Annotated in this window: 13 protein-coding genes; 9 read left to right on the top strand and 4 right to left on the bottom strand. The window is 74.8% G+C overall.

Translation table 11 applies throughout. The annotated features are described in order from the left end of the window. Positions 1-625: 625 nt before the first annotated feature. The 9 genes from ACFVYI_RS16705 (at position 626) to ACFVYI_RS16665 (ending at position 10,753) form a co-directional block, all read left to right on the top strand. Positions 626-1,816: an aminotransferase class I/II-fold pyridoxal phosphate-dependent enzyme gene (locus ACFVYI_RS16705; protein WP_387885871.1), complete on the top strand. Its 1,191-nt coding sequence runs from the start codon at positions 626-628 to the stop codon at positions 1,814-1,816. Continuing rightward, a complete protein-coding gene (locus ACFVYI_RS16700) occupies positions 1,813-2,415 on the top strand; it encodes a hypothetical protein (RefSeq protein ID WP_387885868.1) in 603 nt (200 codons plus the stop codon). The genes ACFVYI_RS16705 and ACFVYI_RS16700 overlap by 4 nt, the downstream gene beginning before the upstream one ends. Then, positions 2,412-3,350: a class I SAM-dependent methyltransferase gene (locus tag ACFVYI_RS16695; RefSeq protein ID WP_387885867.1), complete on the top strand. Its 939-nt coding sequence runs from the start codon at positions 2,412-2,414 to the stop codon at positions 3,348-3,350. Before ACFVYI_RS16700 ends, ACFVYI_RS16695 begins: the two co-directional genes overlap by 4 nt. Further along, positions 3,347-5,896 carry an MMPL family transporter gene (locus ACFVYI_RS16690; protein WP_387885864.1) on the top strand — a complete coding sequence of 850 codons (2,550 nt, stop codon included), beginning with the start codon at positions 3,347-3,349 and terminating at the stop codon, positions 5,894-5,896. The genes ACFVYI_RS16695 and ACFVYI_RS16690 overlap by 4 nt, the downstream gene beginning before the upstream one ends. Then, positions 5,893-6,642: a type II CAAX prenyl endopeptidase Rce1 family protein gene (locus ACFVYI_RS16685; RefSeq protein ID WP_387885861.1), complete on the top strand. Its 750-nt coding sequence runs from the start codon at positions 5,893-5,895 to the stop codon at positions 6,640-6,642. Before ACFVYI_RS16690 ends, ACFVYI_RS16685 begins: the two co-directional genes overlap by 4 nt. A 61-nt stretch (positions 6,643-6,703) precedes the next feature. Then, the gene (locus tag ACFVYI_RS16680) at positions 6,704-7,657 is read left to right on the top strand and encodes a PfkB family carbohydrate kinase (protein ID WP_387885859.1); all 954 of its coding nucleotides are present in this window, start codon (positions 6,704-6,706) and stop codon (positions 7,655-7,657) included. A gap of 87 nt (positions 7,658-7,744) precedes the next feature. Beyond that, positions 7,745-8,212, top strand: coding sequence for a VOC family protein (locus ACFVYI_RS16675; RefSeq protein ID WP_387885856.1), 468 nt, complete (start codon positions 7,745-7,747; stop codon positions 8,210-8,212). A gap of 30 nt (positions 8,213-8,242) precedes the next feature. Beyond that, positions 8,243-9,160 carry a pyridoxamine 5'-phosphate oxidase family protein gene (locus ACFVYI_RS16670; protein WP_387885853.1) on the top strand — a complete coding sequence of 306 codons (918 nt, stop codon included), beginning with the start codon at positions 8,243-8,245 and terminating at the stop codon, positions 9,158-9,160. Positions 9,161-9,412: 252 nt separating this feature from the next. Beyond that, entirely contained in the window at positions 9,413-10,753 is a 1,341-nt protein-coding gene (locus tag ACFVYI_RS16665; protein ID WP_387885850.1) for a peptidoglycan-binding protein, read from the top strand. A 5-nt stretch (positions 10,754-10,758) separates the two neighbouring features. Here the strand turns inward: ACFVYI_RS16665 and ACFVYI_RS16660 are convergent, their stop codons facing one another. The 4 genes from ACFVYI_RS16660 to ACFVYI_RS16645 all read right to left on the bottom strand — a co-directional run bounded on the left by ACFVYI_RS16660 (position 10,759) and on the right by ACFVYI_RS16645 (position 15,757). Next, positions 10,759-11,544: a TrmH family RNA methyltransferase gene (locus ACFVYI_RS16660; RefSeq protein ID WP_387885847.1), complete on the bottom strand. Its 786-nt coding sequence runs from the start codon at positions 11,542-11,544 to the stop codon at positions 10,759-10,761. A gap of 118 nt (positions 11,545-11,662) precedes the next feature. Continuing rightward, positions 11,663-13,834, bottom strand: a complete 2,172-nt coding sequence (locus ACFVYI_RS16655) for an FUSC family protein (protein WP_387885844.1) — start codon at positions 13,832-13,834, stop codon at positions 11,663-11,665. Between the two features lie 10 nt (positions 13,835-13,844). Beyond that, positions 13,845-15,101 (bottom strand): HTTM domain-containing protein, encoded by a 1,257-nt coding sequence (locus ACFVYI_RS16650; RefSeq protein ID WP_387885842.1) that lies wholly within the window; start codon positions 15,099-15,101, stop codon positions 13,845-13,847. Beyond that, positions 15,098-15,757 carry a DUF5819 family protein gene (locus ACFVYI_RS16645; RefSeq protein WP_387885839.1) on the bottom strand — a complete coding sequence of 220 codons (660 nt, stop codon included), beginning with the start codon at positions 15,755-15,757 and terminating at the stop codon, positions 15,098-15,100. Before ACFVYI_RS16645 ends, ACFVYI_RS16650 begins: the two co-directional genes overlap by 4 nt. Positions 15,758-15,844 lie beyond the last annotated feature (87 nt).

The following is a 15,844-nucleotide window of genomic DNA, read 5'->3' as shown; positions in this document are numbered from 1 at the left end:
CGTCCAGACGGTCGGCGCCCACCCTAGCAGAACCGGACCGGTCCGCCCGGAAATCACAAGATGCCCGAAACGGAAGGGTGTTGACAGTTTCGAATGAGGCGTGCTTACGTTTCCTCGGCCGAAAACCGGCGAGATCCAGGGGGATCGCCGACCGGCCACCTCAAGATTCATGTGCACGATGATCGAAGAAGCGGCGCCGGGGTTTCCACCGCGCCAGGGGGAACGCTGTTCGACATCAACGGGGGATCATGCGAGACATACGGATTCGACGATGTCCGCGCGGGCCGGCGGCCCAGAAACGCTAGCTGACAGCTAGTCAACAAGGCTCCGGGATCGGGTCATTGTGCCCACGTCAACCACAACGTCGGCCCATCCGCATGCCCGGCCGCAGTTCCGACCACGCCCGGGGCGCCCTGCGCAATGACGCGCACCGCCCGGGGCCAGGGCTCCGCACGGCCCCGTCCGATTCGGCCGGCCCGGCCATGCCCACAGCGGCGGGTATTTCGTTCGAACCAGGGTCAAAATTCGCGTGAACCGATGCGTCGAATACGCCGATCATCGAATTCGAGGGAATCTGGTGGACATTTTCTCCAAGGTATCCGAATATCGCGCCGCCCGGGATGCCATGGCGGCGGGGATCTACCCCTACTTCCTCCCGCTCACCGGCCACGAAGGCACGACGGTCACCCTGGGTGACCGTGAGCTGGTCATGTGCGGCTCCAACAACTACCTGGGCCTGACCTCCGACCCCCGGGTAAGAAAGGCCGCCGCCGACGCGCTCGACCGGTACGGCCCGTCCTGCACCGGCTCCCGTTTCCTCAACGGAAACCTGGACCTGCACGACCAGTTGGAGGGCGAACTCGCCGATTTCTACGGCAAGCCCGCGGCGGCCGTGCTCTCCACCGGCTACCAGGCCAACCTCGGCACGATCAGCGCCGTGGCCGGCCGCGGCGACGTCGTCTTCGCCGACCGCGACGCCCACGCCTCCATCGTCGACGGCTGCGTGCTCAGCGGCGCCAAGCACCGCCGCTTCCGGCACAACGACGCCCACGCGCTGGACCGCGGCCTGGCCGCCGTCCCGGCCCAGGCCGGCAAGCTCGTCGTGGTCGACGGCGTCTACTCGATGGAGGGCGACCTCTGCGCGCTGCCGGAGATCGTCGAGGTCTGCGAGCGCCACGGAGCCCGCCTGATCGTCGACGACGCGCACGGCCTCGGCGTCCTGGACCAGGGCCGGGGCACCTGCTCCCACTTCGGCCTCACCGACCGGGTCGACCTCATCACGGTCACCTTCAGCAAGTCGCTGGCCTCCCTGGGCGGAGCCGTCGTCGGCGACGACGACGTCATCCACTACATCAAGCACCACGCCCGCAGCCTGATCTTCAGCGCCTCCGCGACCCCCGCCAGCATGGCCGCCGCCCTCACCGCGCTCCGCATCCTGCGCGAGGAGCCCTGGCGCCCCGAGCGGGCCCAGCAGAACGCCGACTACCTGCGGGCCGGCCTGGTCTCCCTCGGCATCAGCCCGGGCGAGAGCAGCACCCCGGTGATCCCGCTGCGCACCCGGGGGGTCATCGACACCCTGCTGCTCTGGCGCCGGCTCATCGACAACGGCGTCTACACCAACCCGGTGGTGCCGCCGGCCGCCTCGCCCCGGTTGCGGCTCAGCCTGATGGCCACCCACACCACCGAGCACCTGAACCGGGTCCTGGACGCGCTGGCCGGCGAGACGGCCATGTTCCTGCACGAGGACGAACCGGACGCCGCCGACGGGATGGCCGAGCTCGCCGAGCTCGCCGACTCGTCCGCCGCCCGGCCGTGAACCGCGCGCCGGATCCCACGACGGACGCACCGGCCGGCCCGGCGACCGACCCCGCACCGCCCCTCCTCCCGGGCCCCGCGACGGTCGCCGCACTGGCCGGCGGCGCGGCCGGCGCCGTCCTCGGCGCGGGCCTGCCCCCCGCCGGCGGCGGTGCGCCCGACTGGCCCTGGTGCGCGGCCGCCGCGGCCGGAGCCGTCCTCACCCTCGTGGCCGCCGCGGTGCACCGCCGCGGCGCCGCCGCCCGCCCGCCGGGCCCGCCCCACCGGGCCCCGGCGGCCGGGCTGCTGCTGCTCGGCGCCGCCCTGCCCGCCTCGGCCACCACCGCGAACCCCGCCCTCGCGGCCGTGGTCACCGCCGTCGCGGCGCTCACCGTCGCGGTGGCACCCCGCCCGTCCCGCACCACCACCTCCAGGACGCCCGTCCCGGCCCCGGCGGCGTTCGCCCTGGTCGCGGGCACCGCGGCCGGGGCGACGGCCCCCTCGGTCGCCGCGGCCGTCCTCGGCACCCTGGCCGGCCTGGCCGGCCTCCTGCTCGTCGCCTGCGCGGCACCGGCCGCGCAGCCCTCGGAACCCGACCACACCAGAAGGAGCCAGCCATGAGTCGCCTCGGACTCGCCGCGCGTGCCCTGCGTCTCACCCTGAGCCGCACCCACGCCGACACCACGCCCGACTACGACGCCGCGAGTTCCAGCTACGACAGCTACTTCAGCCCGGTGATGGGCGTGCACTCGCTCGCAGCCCTCAACGAGGTGAAGATCCGCCCGGGCGACGACGTCCTGGAACTCGCCTGCGGCACCGGGCACCTGACCCATGAGATCGTCCGCCGTCTGGAGGGTCGCGGCTCGGTGCACGCGGTGGACAAGTCCCCCGGCATGCTGGCGGTGGCCCAGGCCAAGATCCTGCCCGACACCCTGCACGCGCCGGAGCTCGAAGTCTCCCTGCAGGAGGGGGACATGGAGGACTTCCTGCGCAGCCGGCCGACCGCCTCCGCCGACCTGGTCGTGGTCGGCTGGGCGATCTGCTACAGCAAGCCGGTCAAGCTGCTGGAGCAGGTCAAGCGGGTGCTGCGGCCCGGCGGCCGGGTGGTGGTGATCGAGACCCGCGGCGACGCGCTCAAGACCCTGATCACCCAGTTGGAGAAGGTCTTCGCCGCGGACCCGTCGCTGCTCACCGGCATGATCCGGGTGAACCTGCCGAAGGACGCCGCCACGGTGGCCCGCTGGTTCACCAAGGCCGGTCTGACCGTCGACGTCCAGCGCGACGGCCACCAGGTGCTGCCCGCCGACACCCCGGAGGCGGCCCTGGAGTGGGTGCAGCGCTCCGGCGCGGCGGCCGGCTTCAAGGACGCCGTCGACCACCGCCGCGAGGACCACGCGCTGGAGCTGATCCGCGCCGGACTGGCCGAACACGTCGCCCGCAACGGCACGTTGGAGCTGCGGCACACCTTCGCCGTGGTCACCGGCACCAGCCCGAGCAGCCCCTCCGCCGGCACCGGCCCGGGCGGGCGCCACCGCGAGGGAGTCGGCACCGCATGACCGCGACCGTCACTCCCGCAACACCGGAGACCACCCACGGCACGGTGCAGCGCCGTCTGCTGCGCCTCGCCGGAGTGCTCACCGCCCGCCCGAAGACCGTGCTCGCCCTCTGGGTCGTGGTCATCGCGATCTGCTTCCCGTTCGCCTCGCAGTTGAACGACGTCCTGACCAAACAGGGCGCGTCCAAGGTCGTCCCGGGCACCAGCAGTGCCCGGGCCGACCAGCTCGTCGAGCAGTCCTTCCCGGACCGCTCACAGCGCGAGTCGATCGTGGCGATCGGCGCCCCGGACGTCCGGAGCGAGCAGCTGCGCAAACTGCTGGCCGAACTGGACGGACGCATCGCCGAGAAGGAGCGCACCGGCGAAGTCCGGCAGTCCGTCTCGGCGTACACCCTGTACCGGGACTCCACCGCCGAGTACCTGCGGCAGCTGCGCACCCAGGTGGACCGCGACCTCACCGCCGCCCAGGCCGGCTCCTCCCCGCAGGCGCGCCGGCAGGCGGTGGACGCGGCCGTGGCGGCCGGCCAGGTCCCGGCCGCCCTCGCCGACCTGGCGCGCCGGGCGGTGGACGCCGACGACGCGGCGCTGCCCGGTCTCGCCGCGGGCTTCGCGGCCGATACCGACTGGCGTTCCTTCCCGGTGCCGGTGCCCGCCGACGCCGTGGACCGCCTGCTGGCCAAGGACGGCCGGGCGGCCCTGGTCACGGTCAGCTTCGCCCGGCAGGCCGGGCACGACCCGGACGTGGACTGGCTGCGCTCCGCCATCGACGGCGCGCTCCGCGGCGTCGGCGCCGGCCCGGAGGTCGACGCCCACGTCACCGGCGAGCTCGCCCTGATCAAGGACACCTACAAGAAGGCCGAGGACGACAACGCGCTGATGGAGACGGTCGCCTACGCGATCATCTTCGTGGTGCTGCTGCTGTTCTTCCGCGCCGTGGTGCCCGCCGTGCTGACGGTGGCCGCGATCGGGCTGGCCATGACGGTCAGCCAGGCCGCGCTGTTCGCGCTCGGCCACGGCGTGACGCTCACCCAGTTCACCATCACGATCATGAACTTCGTGATGTTGGGCGCGGGCGTCGACTACAGCATGCTGCTCTCCTCGCGCTACCGGCAGGAGCGGCTGGCCGGCCGCTCGCCCGAGGAGGCGGCGGTGCACGCCACCGCGCACGCGGGCGAGTCCATGCTGCTCGCCGCGATCGCCGTGGTCCTCGCCTTCGGGGCCACCCTGCTCTCCCCGGTGGACTGGATCCCGCCGCTCGGCTACGGCGGGCTGATCGGCATCCCGATCGTGCTGCTCGCCGCGCTCACCCTGACGCCCGCGCTGCTGGTGCTGCTCGGCGACCGGTTCTTCGCCCTCGGCCGGCGCCCGCTGAGCGACCTGGAGCACGAGAGCGCCCTGGGCCGGCACCTGGCCAGGGCCGCCGATCTGGCCCGGCGCCGCAAGGTGGCGATCGTGCTGGTGTTCGCCGTGATCACGGTGCCGTTCGCGGTGATCACCGCCCAGCACCGCTCGACCGCCGACCCGGTGGCGCTCAGCCCGGCCACCGACTCCAAGGCCGGCTTCGAGCTGGTCGCCGAGAAGTGGGGCGACGCGACCGTGCTGCCCACCCTGGTGGTCGCCCGGCCGGCCGCGGGTGTGGTCGACCCGGCCGCCCACCGGCTCACCGACACCGGCCGCACCGCGGTGACGGCGCTCACCGACCGGCTGGCCGCCGTCCCCGGCGTCGCCCGGGTCTCCGGGGTGACCAGGCCGTTCGGCACCGCGCTGCCGGCCGACCAGATCGACGCCCTGACCGCGGACGTACGGCGGGACTACCTGGCCGACGACGGCGCCCTGCGGATCGTGGTCGAGCTCGCCGACCCGCCCTACTCCGAGGCCGCGGTCGCCACCGTCGACCGCATCCAGGACGTCACCGAGGGCGCGAAGGACGTCGGAGCGCTCCAGGTCGGTGGCGCCACCCAGGTCGACCGCCAATACGGCAACGCGCTCAACTCCAGCTTCTGGCAGATGATCGGGCTGGTCTCGCTCGGTGTCTTCGTGATGCTGGTGATCGCCCTGCGCTCGCTGCTGATCCCGATCCGGCTGATCCTCACGATCATGATGAGCAACGTCTGGGCGATCGGCATCACCGTGCTGATCTTCCACTTCTGGCTCGACCGGGCGATCATCGACGACCTGCCGATCTTCCTCACCGTCCTGATGATGGGGCTCGGCATGGACTACGAGATCTTCCTGGTCACCCGGGTCCGCGACCTGGTGCGCGGCGGGGCCGACCAGGAGAGCGCCACCATCGGCGCGGTGGTCGACACCGGCCGGGTGATCAACGCGGCCGGCCTGGTGATGGCGGGCAGCCTCGGCACGATGGCGCTCTCCTCCACGGTGATGCTCCAGGAGTACGGCGCCGGTCTCGGCCTCGCCGTCCTGCTGGACGCCACCCTGATCCGGATGCTCTTCGTCCCGGCCACCCTGCTGCTGTTCCGCCGCTACAACTGGTGGCTGCCCTCGCTGCGCCGCACCCCCGCGGCGGCGGAGGTGGGCCCCCGATGACCGCGAACCGTCCGGTGGTGGCGTCCGCGTCCCCCGAGCCCGCCACCACCGGACGGGCTCGCACCGTCCACCGCCTGCGCGACCGCCACCGCGCGGCGCCGCTCGCCTCGGCCGCCCTGCTGTTCGCGGTCCTGGCCGCGGTCCGGATCGCCGGGGCGTTCGCGATCCCGCTGATGGTCCTCTCGGTGGGCCTGAGCGCGCTGGTCCTGGCCGTACTGGACCGCCCGGACCGCGCCGCCGCCGGGCTGCGCCGCTTCCGGTTCGGGCCCACGGCGGCCGGGACGGCCCTGGTGGTGCTCGCCTACGCCGACACCGTCTTCGCCACCCGGGCCGCCTTCGGCCGGGGCGAGGGCAACTGGACGTCGCTGATCCCGGAGCTGTTCCGGCAGCTGGCGCCGGGCGCCCCGGTGGTGGCGGGCCTGGCCATGGTGCTCTGCATGGGCGTCCTGGTGCCGCTGGTCGAGGAGGTCTGCTACCGGGGCGTGCTGTACCACGCGGTGGAGCGCGGCCGGGGCCCGGTGGTGGCGATCGCCGCCACCTCGGCCGCCTGGGCCCTGGTCCACCTCGGCGACTACGGCCTCAACCCGTTCGACACCCGGGTGATCTGCGGGGTCCTGCCGTCCGTCTTCACCATGGGCCTCGCCCTCGGCATCTGCCGTGCCTGGACGGGCTCGGCCCTGGCCAGCGCCGTCGCCCAGGGCACCGCCAACCTCCTGCTCCTCGGCTGGGTCCTCTGGGCCCTCTAGGGCCCGTCGTCAAACTCCGGACGGTCCCGTCCGGCCCCTCCACGGTGAGGCAGGCATTCCCATGCGAATCGCGGTCACCGGCCCGATCGTCATCGACAACCTGATGACCTTCCCCGGCCGTTTCACCCACCAGTTGCTGCCCGCCCAGCTCAAGCACCTGTCGCTGTCCTTCCTGGTCGACGACCTGGAGGTGCGCTACGGCGGCGTGGCCGCCAACGTCGCGTACGGGCTCGGCCGCCTCGGCCGCCGGCCGCTGCTGCTGGGCGCGGCCGGCCGGGACTTCGGCGACTACCGGGAGCGGCTGGCGGAGGCCGGGGTGGACACCTCCCTGGTACGGATCTCGACCGAGCTGGCCACCGCCCGCTACACCAGCACCACCGACGCCGACCGGAACCGGATCACCTCCTTCCACCCCGGGGCACTGGCCGAGGACGTCAGCCCGGGCCCGCCGGGCTGGGCCGCGGGCGTCGGGCTGGTCTTCCTCGGCCCCGCCGGGGCGGAGGTGATGGCCGCCCGCGCCGCCGAGTGCCGGCGGCTGGGCCTGCCGTACCTGGTGGACGTGGCCGGCCGGACGGCGGAGCTCGGCGCGGACGGCGCCGAGGCCGTGCTGACCGGGGCGGACTGCCTCGTCACCAACCGCCGCGAGCGCGGCCTGCTGCTGGAGCACACCGGGTGGACCGCCGAGGACGTGCTGCGCCGGGTCGGCAGCTGGGTCACCACCCTCGGCCCCGAGGGCGTCTGGATCGACTACCCGGACGAGCCCTCGCTCGCCGTCCCGGCCGCCCCGATCTCCCGGCTGCCGGACGGCGCGGGCGCGGGCGGCGCGTTCCGGGCGGGCTTCCTGGCGGGCCTGGCCGACGGCCTGCCGGACGACGCCTCGGCCCGGATGGGCTGCGTGCTGGCGGCGTACGCGCTGGAGTCGGCCGGCAGCCAGGACTACCTGTTCACGGCCGAGGCGTTCCGCAGCCGGCTCGCCGAGACCTACCTAACCGCTTCGGAGCCCGGTAGCGGTTGACGCGGCATCAGACTAACCACTACCGTTCCTTGTACAGGTTAGGGAGCGGGCGCCTCCGGGCGCCCCGGGCCACGGGAGTGATCAGCCATGTCCAGCACCACCACCAGCACCCTGCAGACCGGCCACATCGGCCTGAACGTCACCGACCTCGACCGCTCGACCGCCTTCTACCGCAGCGTCCTCGGGCTGGAGCTGGTGAACGAGGGCACCGACCCCGAGCGCCGCTTCGCCTTCCTGGGCCGCGACGGGCGCCTGGTGCTCACCCTCTGGCAGCAGAGCGCGGGCACCTTCGCCACCGCCGCCCCCGGCCTGCACCACCTCTCCTTCCAGGTCGACAGCCTCGACGAGGTCCGCGCCGCCGAGCGGCTGCTGCGCGAGCTGGGCGCCGAGTTCGCCCACGACGGCGTCGTCCCGCACGGCGAGGGCGCGGCCTCCGGCGGGATCTTCTTCACCGACCCCGACGGCATCCGGCTGGAGATCTACGCCCCGAAGGGCGTGGACGAGACGGGCGCCACCGCTCCCACCGGGGCGGCCCCCACCTGCGGGTTCTTCTAGGCCGGCCGACCGGACCAGGAGGCAGCCGCCATGACGGACAGCAGCACGCCGTACCACCCGGGCGAGCGCGCGGTGCAGGCCCGGGCCGGCCGGGTGGAGCGGGCCGACCACTCCGGCCGCGCGATCGGCCGCACCATCCCGGCCGTGGCCGCCCGCTTCCTGGCCGAGCGGCGGGTCCTGGTGCTCGGCGCCGCCGACGCCGACGGCCGGCTCTGGGCCACCCAGCTCACCGGCGGCCCGGGCTTCCTGCGGGCCCCCGACGAGACGACCCTCACGGTGGCGGCCGGGCCCGCCGCCGAGGACCCGTTGGCCGCCGTCCTGGCCGGTCCGGCCGAGGTCGGCACCATCGCACTGGACCCGGCCGGCCGGCGCCGGATGCGGCTCAACGGCCGCTCCGTGCCGGACGGCCGCGGCGGCCTGGTGATCACCGCCGACCAGGTCTACGCCAACTGCCCGAAGTACATCCAGCGCCGCAGCCCGCTGGAGCAGTCGGCGGGCACCCCGCACGTGGTCGCCGCCGGCCCGGTCCTGTCCACCGCCCAACAGCTGACCGTGGCCACCGCCGACACCTTCTTCATCGCCACCGCCGGCCCGGACGGCCGGGTGGACGCCTCGCACCGGGGCGGCAACCCCGGCTTCCTCCGGGCCGTCGGCCCGGACCGGCTGCGCTGGCCCGAGTACGCCGGCAACAGCATGTTCATGACGCTGGGCAACCTGGAGCTCGACCCGCGCGCCGGGCTGCTGCTGCCGGACTTCGAGACCGGCGGGGCACTGCTGGTCACCGGCGAGGCCCGCACCGACTGGTCCGAACGGTCGGCGGCCGGCCTGCCGGGGGCCGAACGGGTGGTCGACCTCACCGTCACCGGCGTCCTCGAACTCGCCGACGCCACCCCGCTCACCTGGACCGGCCCCGAGTACTCCCCGGCCAATCCGCCGGCCGCCGCCTGACGGCCGGTCGGCTCCCGGCCGCCGTCCGACCGCGGCCGCCGGGAGCCGACCGCGCAGCCGATCACCCCGGCACTACCGCCTCCCGTTTGCGCGCGCCACGCCCGGGCCGCCGAACGGTCGTCACCCGGGCGGCTCAACCCGCCGCGCCGAGTACCCGTCCGATTTGGGACTTTGGTCCCGATAACACGCGATACCGGCCTGGGAAGGTCCCTCCTGTCGTGCCATCAGGACTGACCGGGAAAGAGGCGGAGAATGACCCCTACCGAGCAATCGACCCCGTTGCTGGAATTCGACGAGGTCGCACCGGACGAGGACTGCATATGCGGGGGCTGCCGTGACCGCCGCCGCGCCCGGCTGCACGCCGCACCGGTGCACGAGGGCGGGCACGCCGCGGCCCGGAGCACCCGCCGCCGGGCCGCGGTGCTGATGGCCGCGGTCGGCACCGTCCTGGGCGGCGGGGCGGCCGGGGCCGCGGCGGCCCCCGCACCCACCCCCGGCGGCAACAGCGCCGCCGAGGCGCCGACCACGCCGCAGGGCGGGGTCAGCGGTCTCCACGGCGAGGCCCCCGGTGCCCGCGCCCCCGCCGGTCCGCGGGCCACCGCGCAGCCGCTCACCCGGGCGCAGATCATCGAGCGGGCACAGGCCTGGGTCGCCCAGAAGGTCCCGTACAGCATGAGCCGCTACTGGTCCGACGGCTACCGCCAGGACTGCTCCGGCTTCGTCTCGATGGCCTGGGGCCTGGGCAGCAGTCAGACCACCTGGACGCTGCCCGACTTCGCCGACCGGATCACCAAGGCGGACCTCCAGCCCGGCGACATCCTGATCTACAACAACCCGGCCAACCCGCAGGCCGGTTCGCACGTCACCGTCTTCGGCGGCTGGACGAACTCCTCCCGCACCCGCTACCTGGCCTACGAGCAGACCTCTCCCGGCACCACCAAGCGGGACACCCCGTACGCCTACTGGAACAACTCCGCCTCGTACGTCCCGTACCGCGCCAAGGCCCTCTCGGGCGGCACCAGCAACGACGGCTCCGCGTCGACCGCCTACCCCGGCGCCGACAAGTTCGGCCCGGGCGCGAACAACGCGTACGTCACCAAGCTCGGCCAGATGCTGGTCCAGCGCGGCGGCGGCCGGTTCTACACCGAGGGCCCCGGCCCGCGCTGGGGCGAGGCCGACCGCAGGGCCACCGAGGCCTTCCAGCTCGCCCAGGGCTGGCGCGGAAGCGAGGCCGACGGCCTCCCCGGCAAGGACACCTGGGACTACCTGGTCAACCACAAGGGCCGCGACATCGCCGCGGCCACCACCCCGCTCCCGCCGCCCCCGGTCACCCCCGGCACCGGTGACGGGGTGCCCGCCTTCCCCGGCGCGGACGCGTTCCGCCCGGGAGCCGCCAACGCCTCCGTCACCCGGCTCGGGGAGCAGCTGGTCCGCAAGGGCTTCGGCCGCTCCTACACCCAGGGCCCCGGGCCGCGCTGGACGGAGAGCGACCGGCAGGCCGTCCAGGCCTTCCAGCAGGCCCAGGGCTGGCGCGGCGCCGAGGCCGACGGCTACCCCGGGCCGGACACCTGGCGCCGGCTGTTCGACCGGTAGGCGCGTCAGGCGCCCGCGGGCCCGCCCGGCAGGGGAACACCGGGCGGGCGGCCCGACATCCAGTGGAAGAGCCCCATCGCCACGCTGGTCGCCAGGTTGAAGCTGGAGACCCCGGGCTGCATCGGCACCGCGACCAGCCGGTCCGCGCGCTCCCTCAGCTCCGCCGAGACGCCGTGCCGCTCGGTACCGAAGGCCAGCAGCGCGTCGTCCGGCACGGCCACCGTCCGGATGTCCGCCCCCTCCGGGTCCAGCACGTACAGCGGGCCGGCGGGCAGCTCGGGCAGCGCCAGCCGTTCGACGGCGGTGGCGAAGTGCAGGCCGGCGCTGCCCCGCACCACGTTCGGGTGCCAGGGGTCGAGGTCCCCGGTGGTCACCACGCCGGTGGCGCCGAAGCCGGCCGCCAGCCGGATCACCGCGCCCACGTTGCCCAGGTTGCGCGGGTTCTCCAGCAGGACGACCGGCGCCGTCCGGGGCTGCCGGCCGAGGACCGCCAGGTTGGCCCCGGTGGTCGGGCGGCCGGCCAGTGCGATCACCCCGGTGGGGTGCGGCCTGGGCACCAGCGTCCGCAGCGCGGGCTCCGGCAGCTCCGTGGCCAGGCCGGCCAGCGCGGGGGCGACGTCCTCGGCCAGTTCGGCGGCGAGCGCCAGCAGCGCGGCCCGGTCGGCGGTCAGCACCTGGCGGACGTCCCCGCCGAAGCGCAGCGCGTGCTTGAGTGCGTGGAATCCGTCCAGCAGCACCGTGTCCGGTGCCGCCGCGCCCGCCCGCCAGGCGCGTACCGGCTCGTCGTTCATGCCGCTCACTCTGCCACCCCCGGCCCGCCGGGCCGGCCGGCGGCCCCGTGCCCGCCGACGCGCCCTACCCGCCGCGCCCCGCCCGACGTGCCCCGCCCGACGTGCCCCGCCCCGGGGCCTAACGCGCCGTGGACTCCTGCGCGCGCTGCTCCGCGGTGGCCGAACCGCCCCCGCGCAGCGCACGCTCCAGGTCCTTCAGCGCCTGGAGCAGCAGGCGGCTGCTCGTCCGGACGACCTCCCGCTGCACGCTCGCCGGCGCCCCGGCCAGCCGCTCCTCCAACCGGGCCTGCGCCTCCCGCACGGAGTCGAACTCCACCGGACGCTCGGTGAGCAGCGCGGCCGCCGCCAGCGCGGTGGCCAGCCGCAGCTCCTCGGCGAACTCGGCCGCGCCGGGCACCGGTTCGGCGTCGGCGGTGGGCAGATGGGCCTCCAGCAGCACGGCGACCCGCCCGAGGTGGCCGACCGCCGCCCGGGCCCGGTCCAGCTGGCGGCGGCTGACCCCGGGCAGCCCGGAGGCGTGCCGGCCGGGCTCCGCGTCGGCCCGCTGCATGGCCTGGAGCAGCTCGGAGCGGGCCTCCCGGGAGTCCAGCAGCGCCGAGCGGACCTCCCGCCCGCGCGGGGCGCCCGGGTTCTCGTAGACGGCGAGCACCGCGCCCGCGTAGCGCCCGGCGGCGGCCAGCCACTCGGCCAGCCGCTCCCCGAGCCGGGCGGTCTGCCAGGTCGGGAACAGCGCGTAGGCGAGCAGCGCGACGGAGCCGCCGAGGAAGGTCAGACCGACCCGCTCGAAGGCGGTGACCAGCGGGTTCCCCTCCTGCAGACCGAGCAGGAAGACGACGTACGAGGAGATGCAGACCGTCATCAGCGCGTAGCCGGTGCGCAGGGTGAGGTACGCGCCGCCGATGCAGAGCACCGCGAGCGCGGCCAGCACCCACTCCCCGGGGTGGGCCAGCTGCACCACCAGGGTGGAGACGGCGACGCCGACCATCGTCCCGGCCAGCCGGGCCACCCCCCGGCTGTAGGTCTGCGCGAAGTCGGGCCGCATCACCATGGCGGCGGTCATCGGGGCCCAGTACCCGTGCTCGAAGCCGACCAGCCGGGCGAGCAGATAGGCGAGCACGACGACCCCGGCGAGCCGGACGGCGTGCTGGAAGACCGCCGAGTGCGGCTGGAGCTGGCGCCGCACCGCGCGCAGGGCGACCGGCAGCATCCGGGAGAGCGGCGGCTTCAGCAGCGCCCCGCCGGCGCCGACCACGGGCGTGCTGATGGTGTCCTCGTCGCCGCGCTCCAGGGCGTCGGCGGCCTTGCGCAGCAGCCCGGCCAGCCGGCGGGCGGCCCGTCGGCTGGCGCCCTGCAACTCCGGCCCGTCGGCCGGGGCGGCCAGGGTGAGCGCCGGGCGGAGCGGTGGGGGCACCCCCGGCCGGAGGCTGGGGGACAGTTGCAGCGGATCGCCGGTGCGGACGGCGCGTGCCAGGGCGTCCATCGCCTCGGCGGCGGCGGCCAGCACGGCCCGGGCCCGGTCGCGCTCGGGCCCCTCCTCGGGGGCGCCGACCTTGGGATCGGCGATGGCGGCCAGGGTCGGGCGGACCCGTTCGGCGATGCCGCGCAGGCCGCGCAGCTCGGGCGGTCGGCGGCGGTCCTGCCAGGGCGTCAGCGCGGCCGCGTGCCGGGCCGTCATGAACGGCTCCGGGTCGACGTGCGCGGTCGGGTCCTGGCGCAGCCGCCGGGCGTAGTCGGCGAGTTCGGCGTAGGTGTCGGCGAGCGCCTCCCGTTGGGCGGTCCAACTGCCGATCGGCCAGAGCGTGATGACGGCCGCCTGGACGGCGCCGCCGAGCGCGCAGACCAACCCGTGGCCGAACGCGGTCGCCGCGCTGACCGGGAGCTGGACGACGACCAGCATCACCGCGAGGGTGTTGGCGGCGACCACCCCGGCGGTCGGCCCGATCGCCCAGGCCAGGCCGGCCCCGAAGGCCCAGACCGCGAGCAGCACCGGGAAGGCCCCGGTCACCCCGGCCGCCAGGTAGCCGAGGAAGGTACTGGTGCCGAGCCCGATCCCGGCCGCGACGGCGAGCGTGGGCCGGGGGCGGAAGCTGCGCTGGAAGGTGGCCGTCCCGGCGATGAACGCGCCCATCGCGGCCGAGGTGGCGAGCCGGGCCCCGCCCAGCGCCAGGGTCGGGAAGAGCACCAGGGCGACGGCGACGGCTCCGCGGGCCGCGCGTTTGGGGTCGGTGAGCGCCCGGTCCAGGGTCAGTCCGGTCCGCGCGGTGTCTCGGAGTGCGGCAAACCAGGACATAGTGGTCAGCTTAGGGGAGTGATGCCCTCCGGCTGCGGAAGCTCCCGACGCGCGCCCCCAGGCCCCCGAACCGCGCCCCCGCCCAGAGCAGCACCCCGGTCGGCAGGAAGACCGCGTCCGCCGCGACCATCGCCAGCGAGAACACCGGCAGCCCCAGCAGCACCGCGATCCCCAGGTGCTCGGCCAGCATCACCGCCAGCAGCGCGTTCTTGACCCGTCGGTGGACGAGCGTGAACGGGAACGCCACCTGCAGCAGCACCGTCCCGTACGAGACCAGGAAGACCGGCAGCAGGGCCGAACCGACCAGCCCGGACAGCCCCGGCCAGGGCGTGAAGTAGTCCAGGTGCAGCGGGTAGTAGAGCGCGGTGCCGTCCTGCCAGCGCGAGCCCTGCACCTTGTACCAGCCGGCCGTGGCGTAGATCAGCACCACCTCGGTGGCGATCACCAGCATCGCGCAGTTGTGCACCATGTTCGCCAGCGCGTCCAGCACCGCCCGCGGCTCGCCGTCCGGCCGCAGCCGCCCGAGCACCCACCAGAGCCCGGCCACCGCCCACAGGCCCCAGAACACCGGCGCCCAGCCGACCCGGGGAAAGGCGGCGGTCGTCCAGGTCAGGCTCTCGCCGGAGAAGGCGCCGAGCTGGCAGACCAGCAGCACCGCGCCCAGCACCGCCCAGAGCAGCACCCCGGACCGCCCCGGGGCCGGCCGCCGGGCGTCCAGCGACCAGACCTGCGCGCAGCGGGTGAAGACCAGGTAGACCGCCATCAGATGGACGACGTTGTCGCCGCCGTCACCGAGGAAGACGTTGCGGTTCTGCAGCGACAGCACGGTGACCAGGAACAGCACGGTGCTCGCCCTGGTCCGCCAGCCCAGCAGGACGGCGAGGGCGGCCAGCACCGCCAGGTGGTAGACCAGCTCGAACCAGAGCCGCCCACCGAACCACGGCAGCACGGTCAGCGCCCCGTTGTCGGCCAGCAGCCGCTCGGCCAGGGCGAGCGACCAGGGCGAGGTGTCGCCGTAGAGCAGCCGCCGGTTGGGCCACTCCCGCAGCAGGAAGGCCAGCCAGACCAGCCCGAAGCCGATCCGCACCGCCGCCGCCTGGTGGCGCCCCAGCGCCCGCCCGGTGAACGCCGCGAAGCCCCGCGCGGCCGCCGCGCCGAGCCCCGGGCCGGGCCGCCCGGGGGCCGGCTCCGGCTCCACGTCGGGCGCGGGTTGCCGGGGGATCCCGTCGAGCAGCTCCGGCCCGACCGTCGGCGAGACGTCGTTCACCCGAGCCCCCGGTAGTCCTCGTCGTCCACCGGCCACCACGGCAGCTCCCGGACCTTCGGCGCGGGCGGCGCGGCCTCCCCGCTCCAGCCCGGCGGCGGGACGGTCGCGGCCGTCACCCGGAACTCGATCTGCAGGACCCGCTCGCCGTCGACGCTCCGGCCGATCCGCTGCAGCGCGATCCGCTTCAGGTACTGCTCGGCCAGCTTGCCGCGCGGATTGGTCAGCGTGTCGTCCTGCGCGCTGTGCGAGCCCTCGTAGAAGTCCCAGGCCCGGCGGAGCAGGTTCTGGTCGGCGTGGCTGGGCGCGGGGTTGCCGCGGATCGCCGCGACGTCCCGGGCGGTCAGCCCGGTCCAGTCGTGGGTCCGGGTCGCACCGCCGGCCGCGACCGTGCGCACCCGGGCGTCCAGACTGACGTTCTGCTGCAGCGGGTTGGGCGCGAACAGCTTCCAGTTCTGCTCGAACTCCGGGTACACCAGGCCGTCGACCTGCTCCCGGTACTCCCGGGAGGCCGAGTTGGCCGGGGCCACGTGCAGGAACACCGCGGCGAGGAACAGCCCGGTGCCCGTCACCAGCACGGCGGCGGCCAGCCCGAGCACGGCCAGCGCCGGCGTCGACCAGACCCGCCCGCCGGGCGGTGCCCCGGTGTTCTCGGCCATGGACACTCCCCCACCCCGCCGGACGTACGCCGCCGGTCCGTTCCCGGCTCGGTCGCGCGCCCATCCTGCCCTACCCGGAGGGCGGTC

The sequence above is a fragment of the Kitasatospora sp. NPDC058218 genome (genome assembly GCF_042882445.1).
GTDB lineage: Bacteria > Actinomycetota > Actinomycetes > Streptomycetales > Streptomycetaceae > Kitasatospora.
Note: the sequence above shows the minus strand (reverse complement) of the source record. Positions and strands in the feature narration are given on the sequence as shown.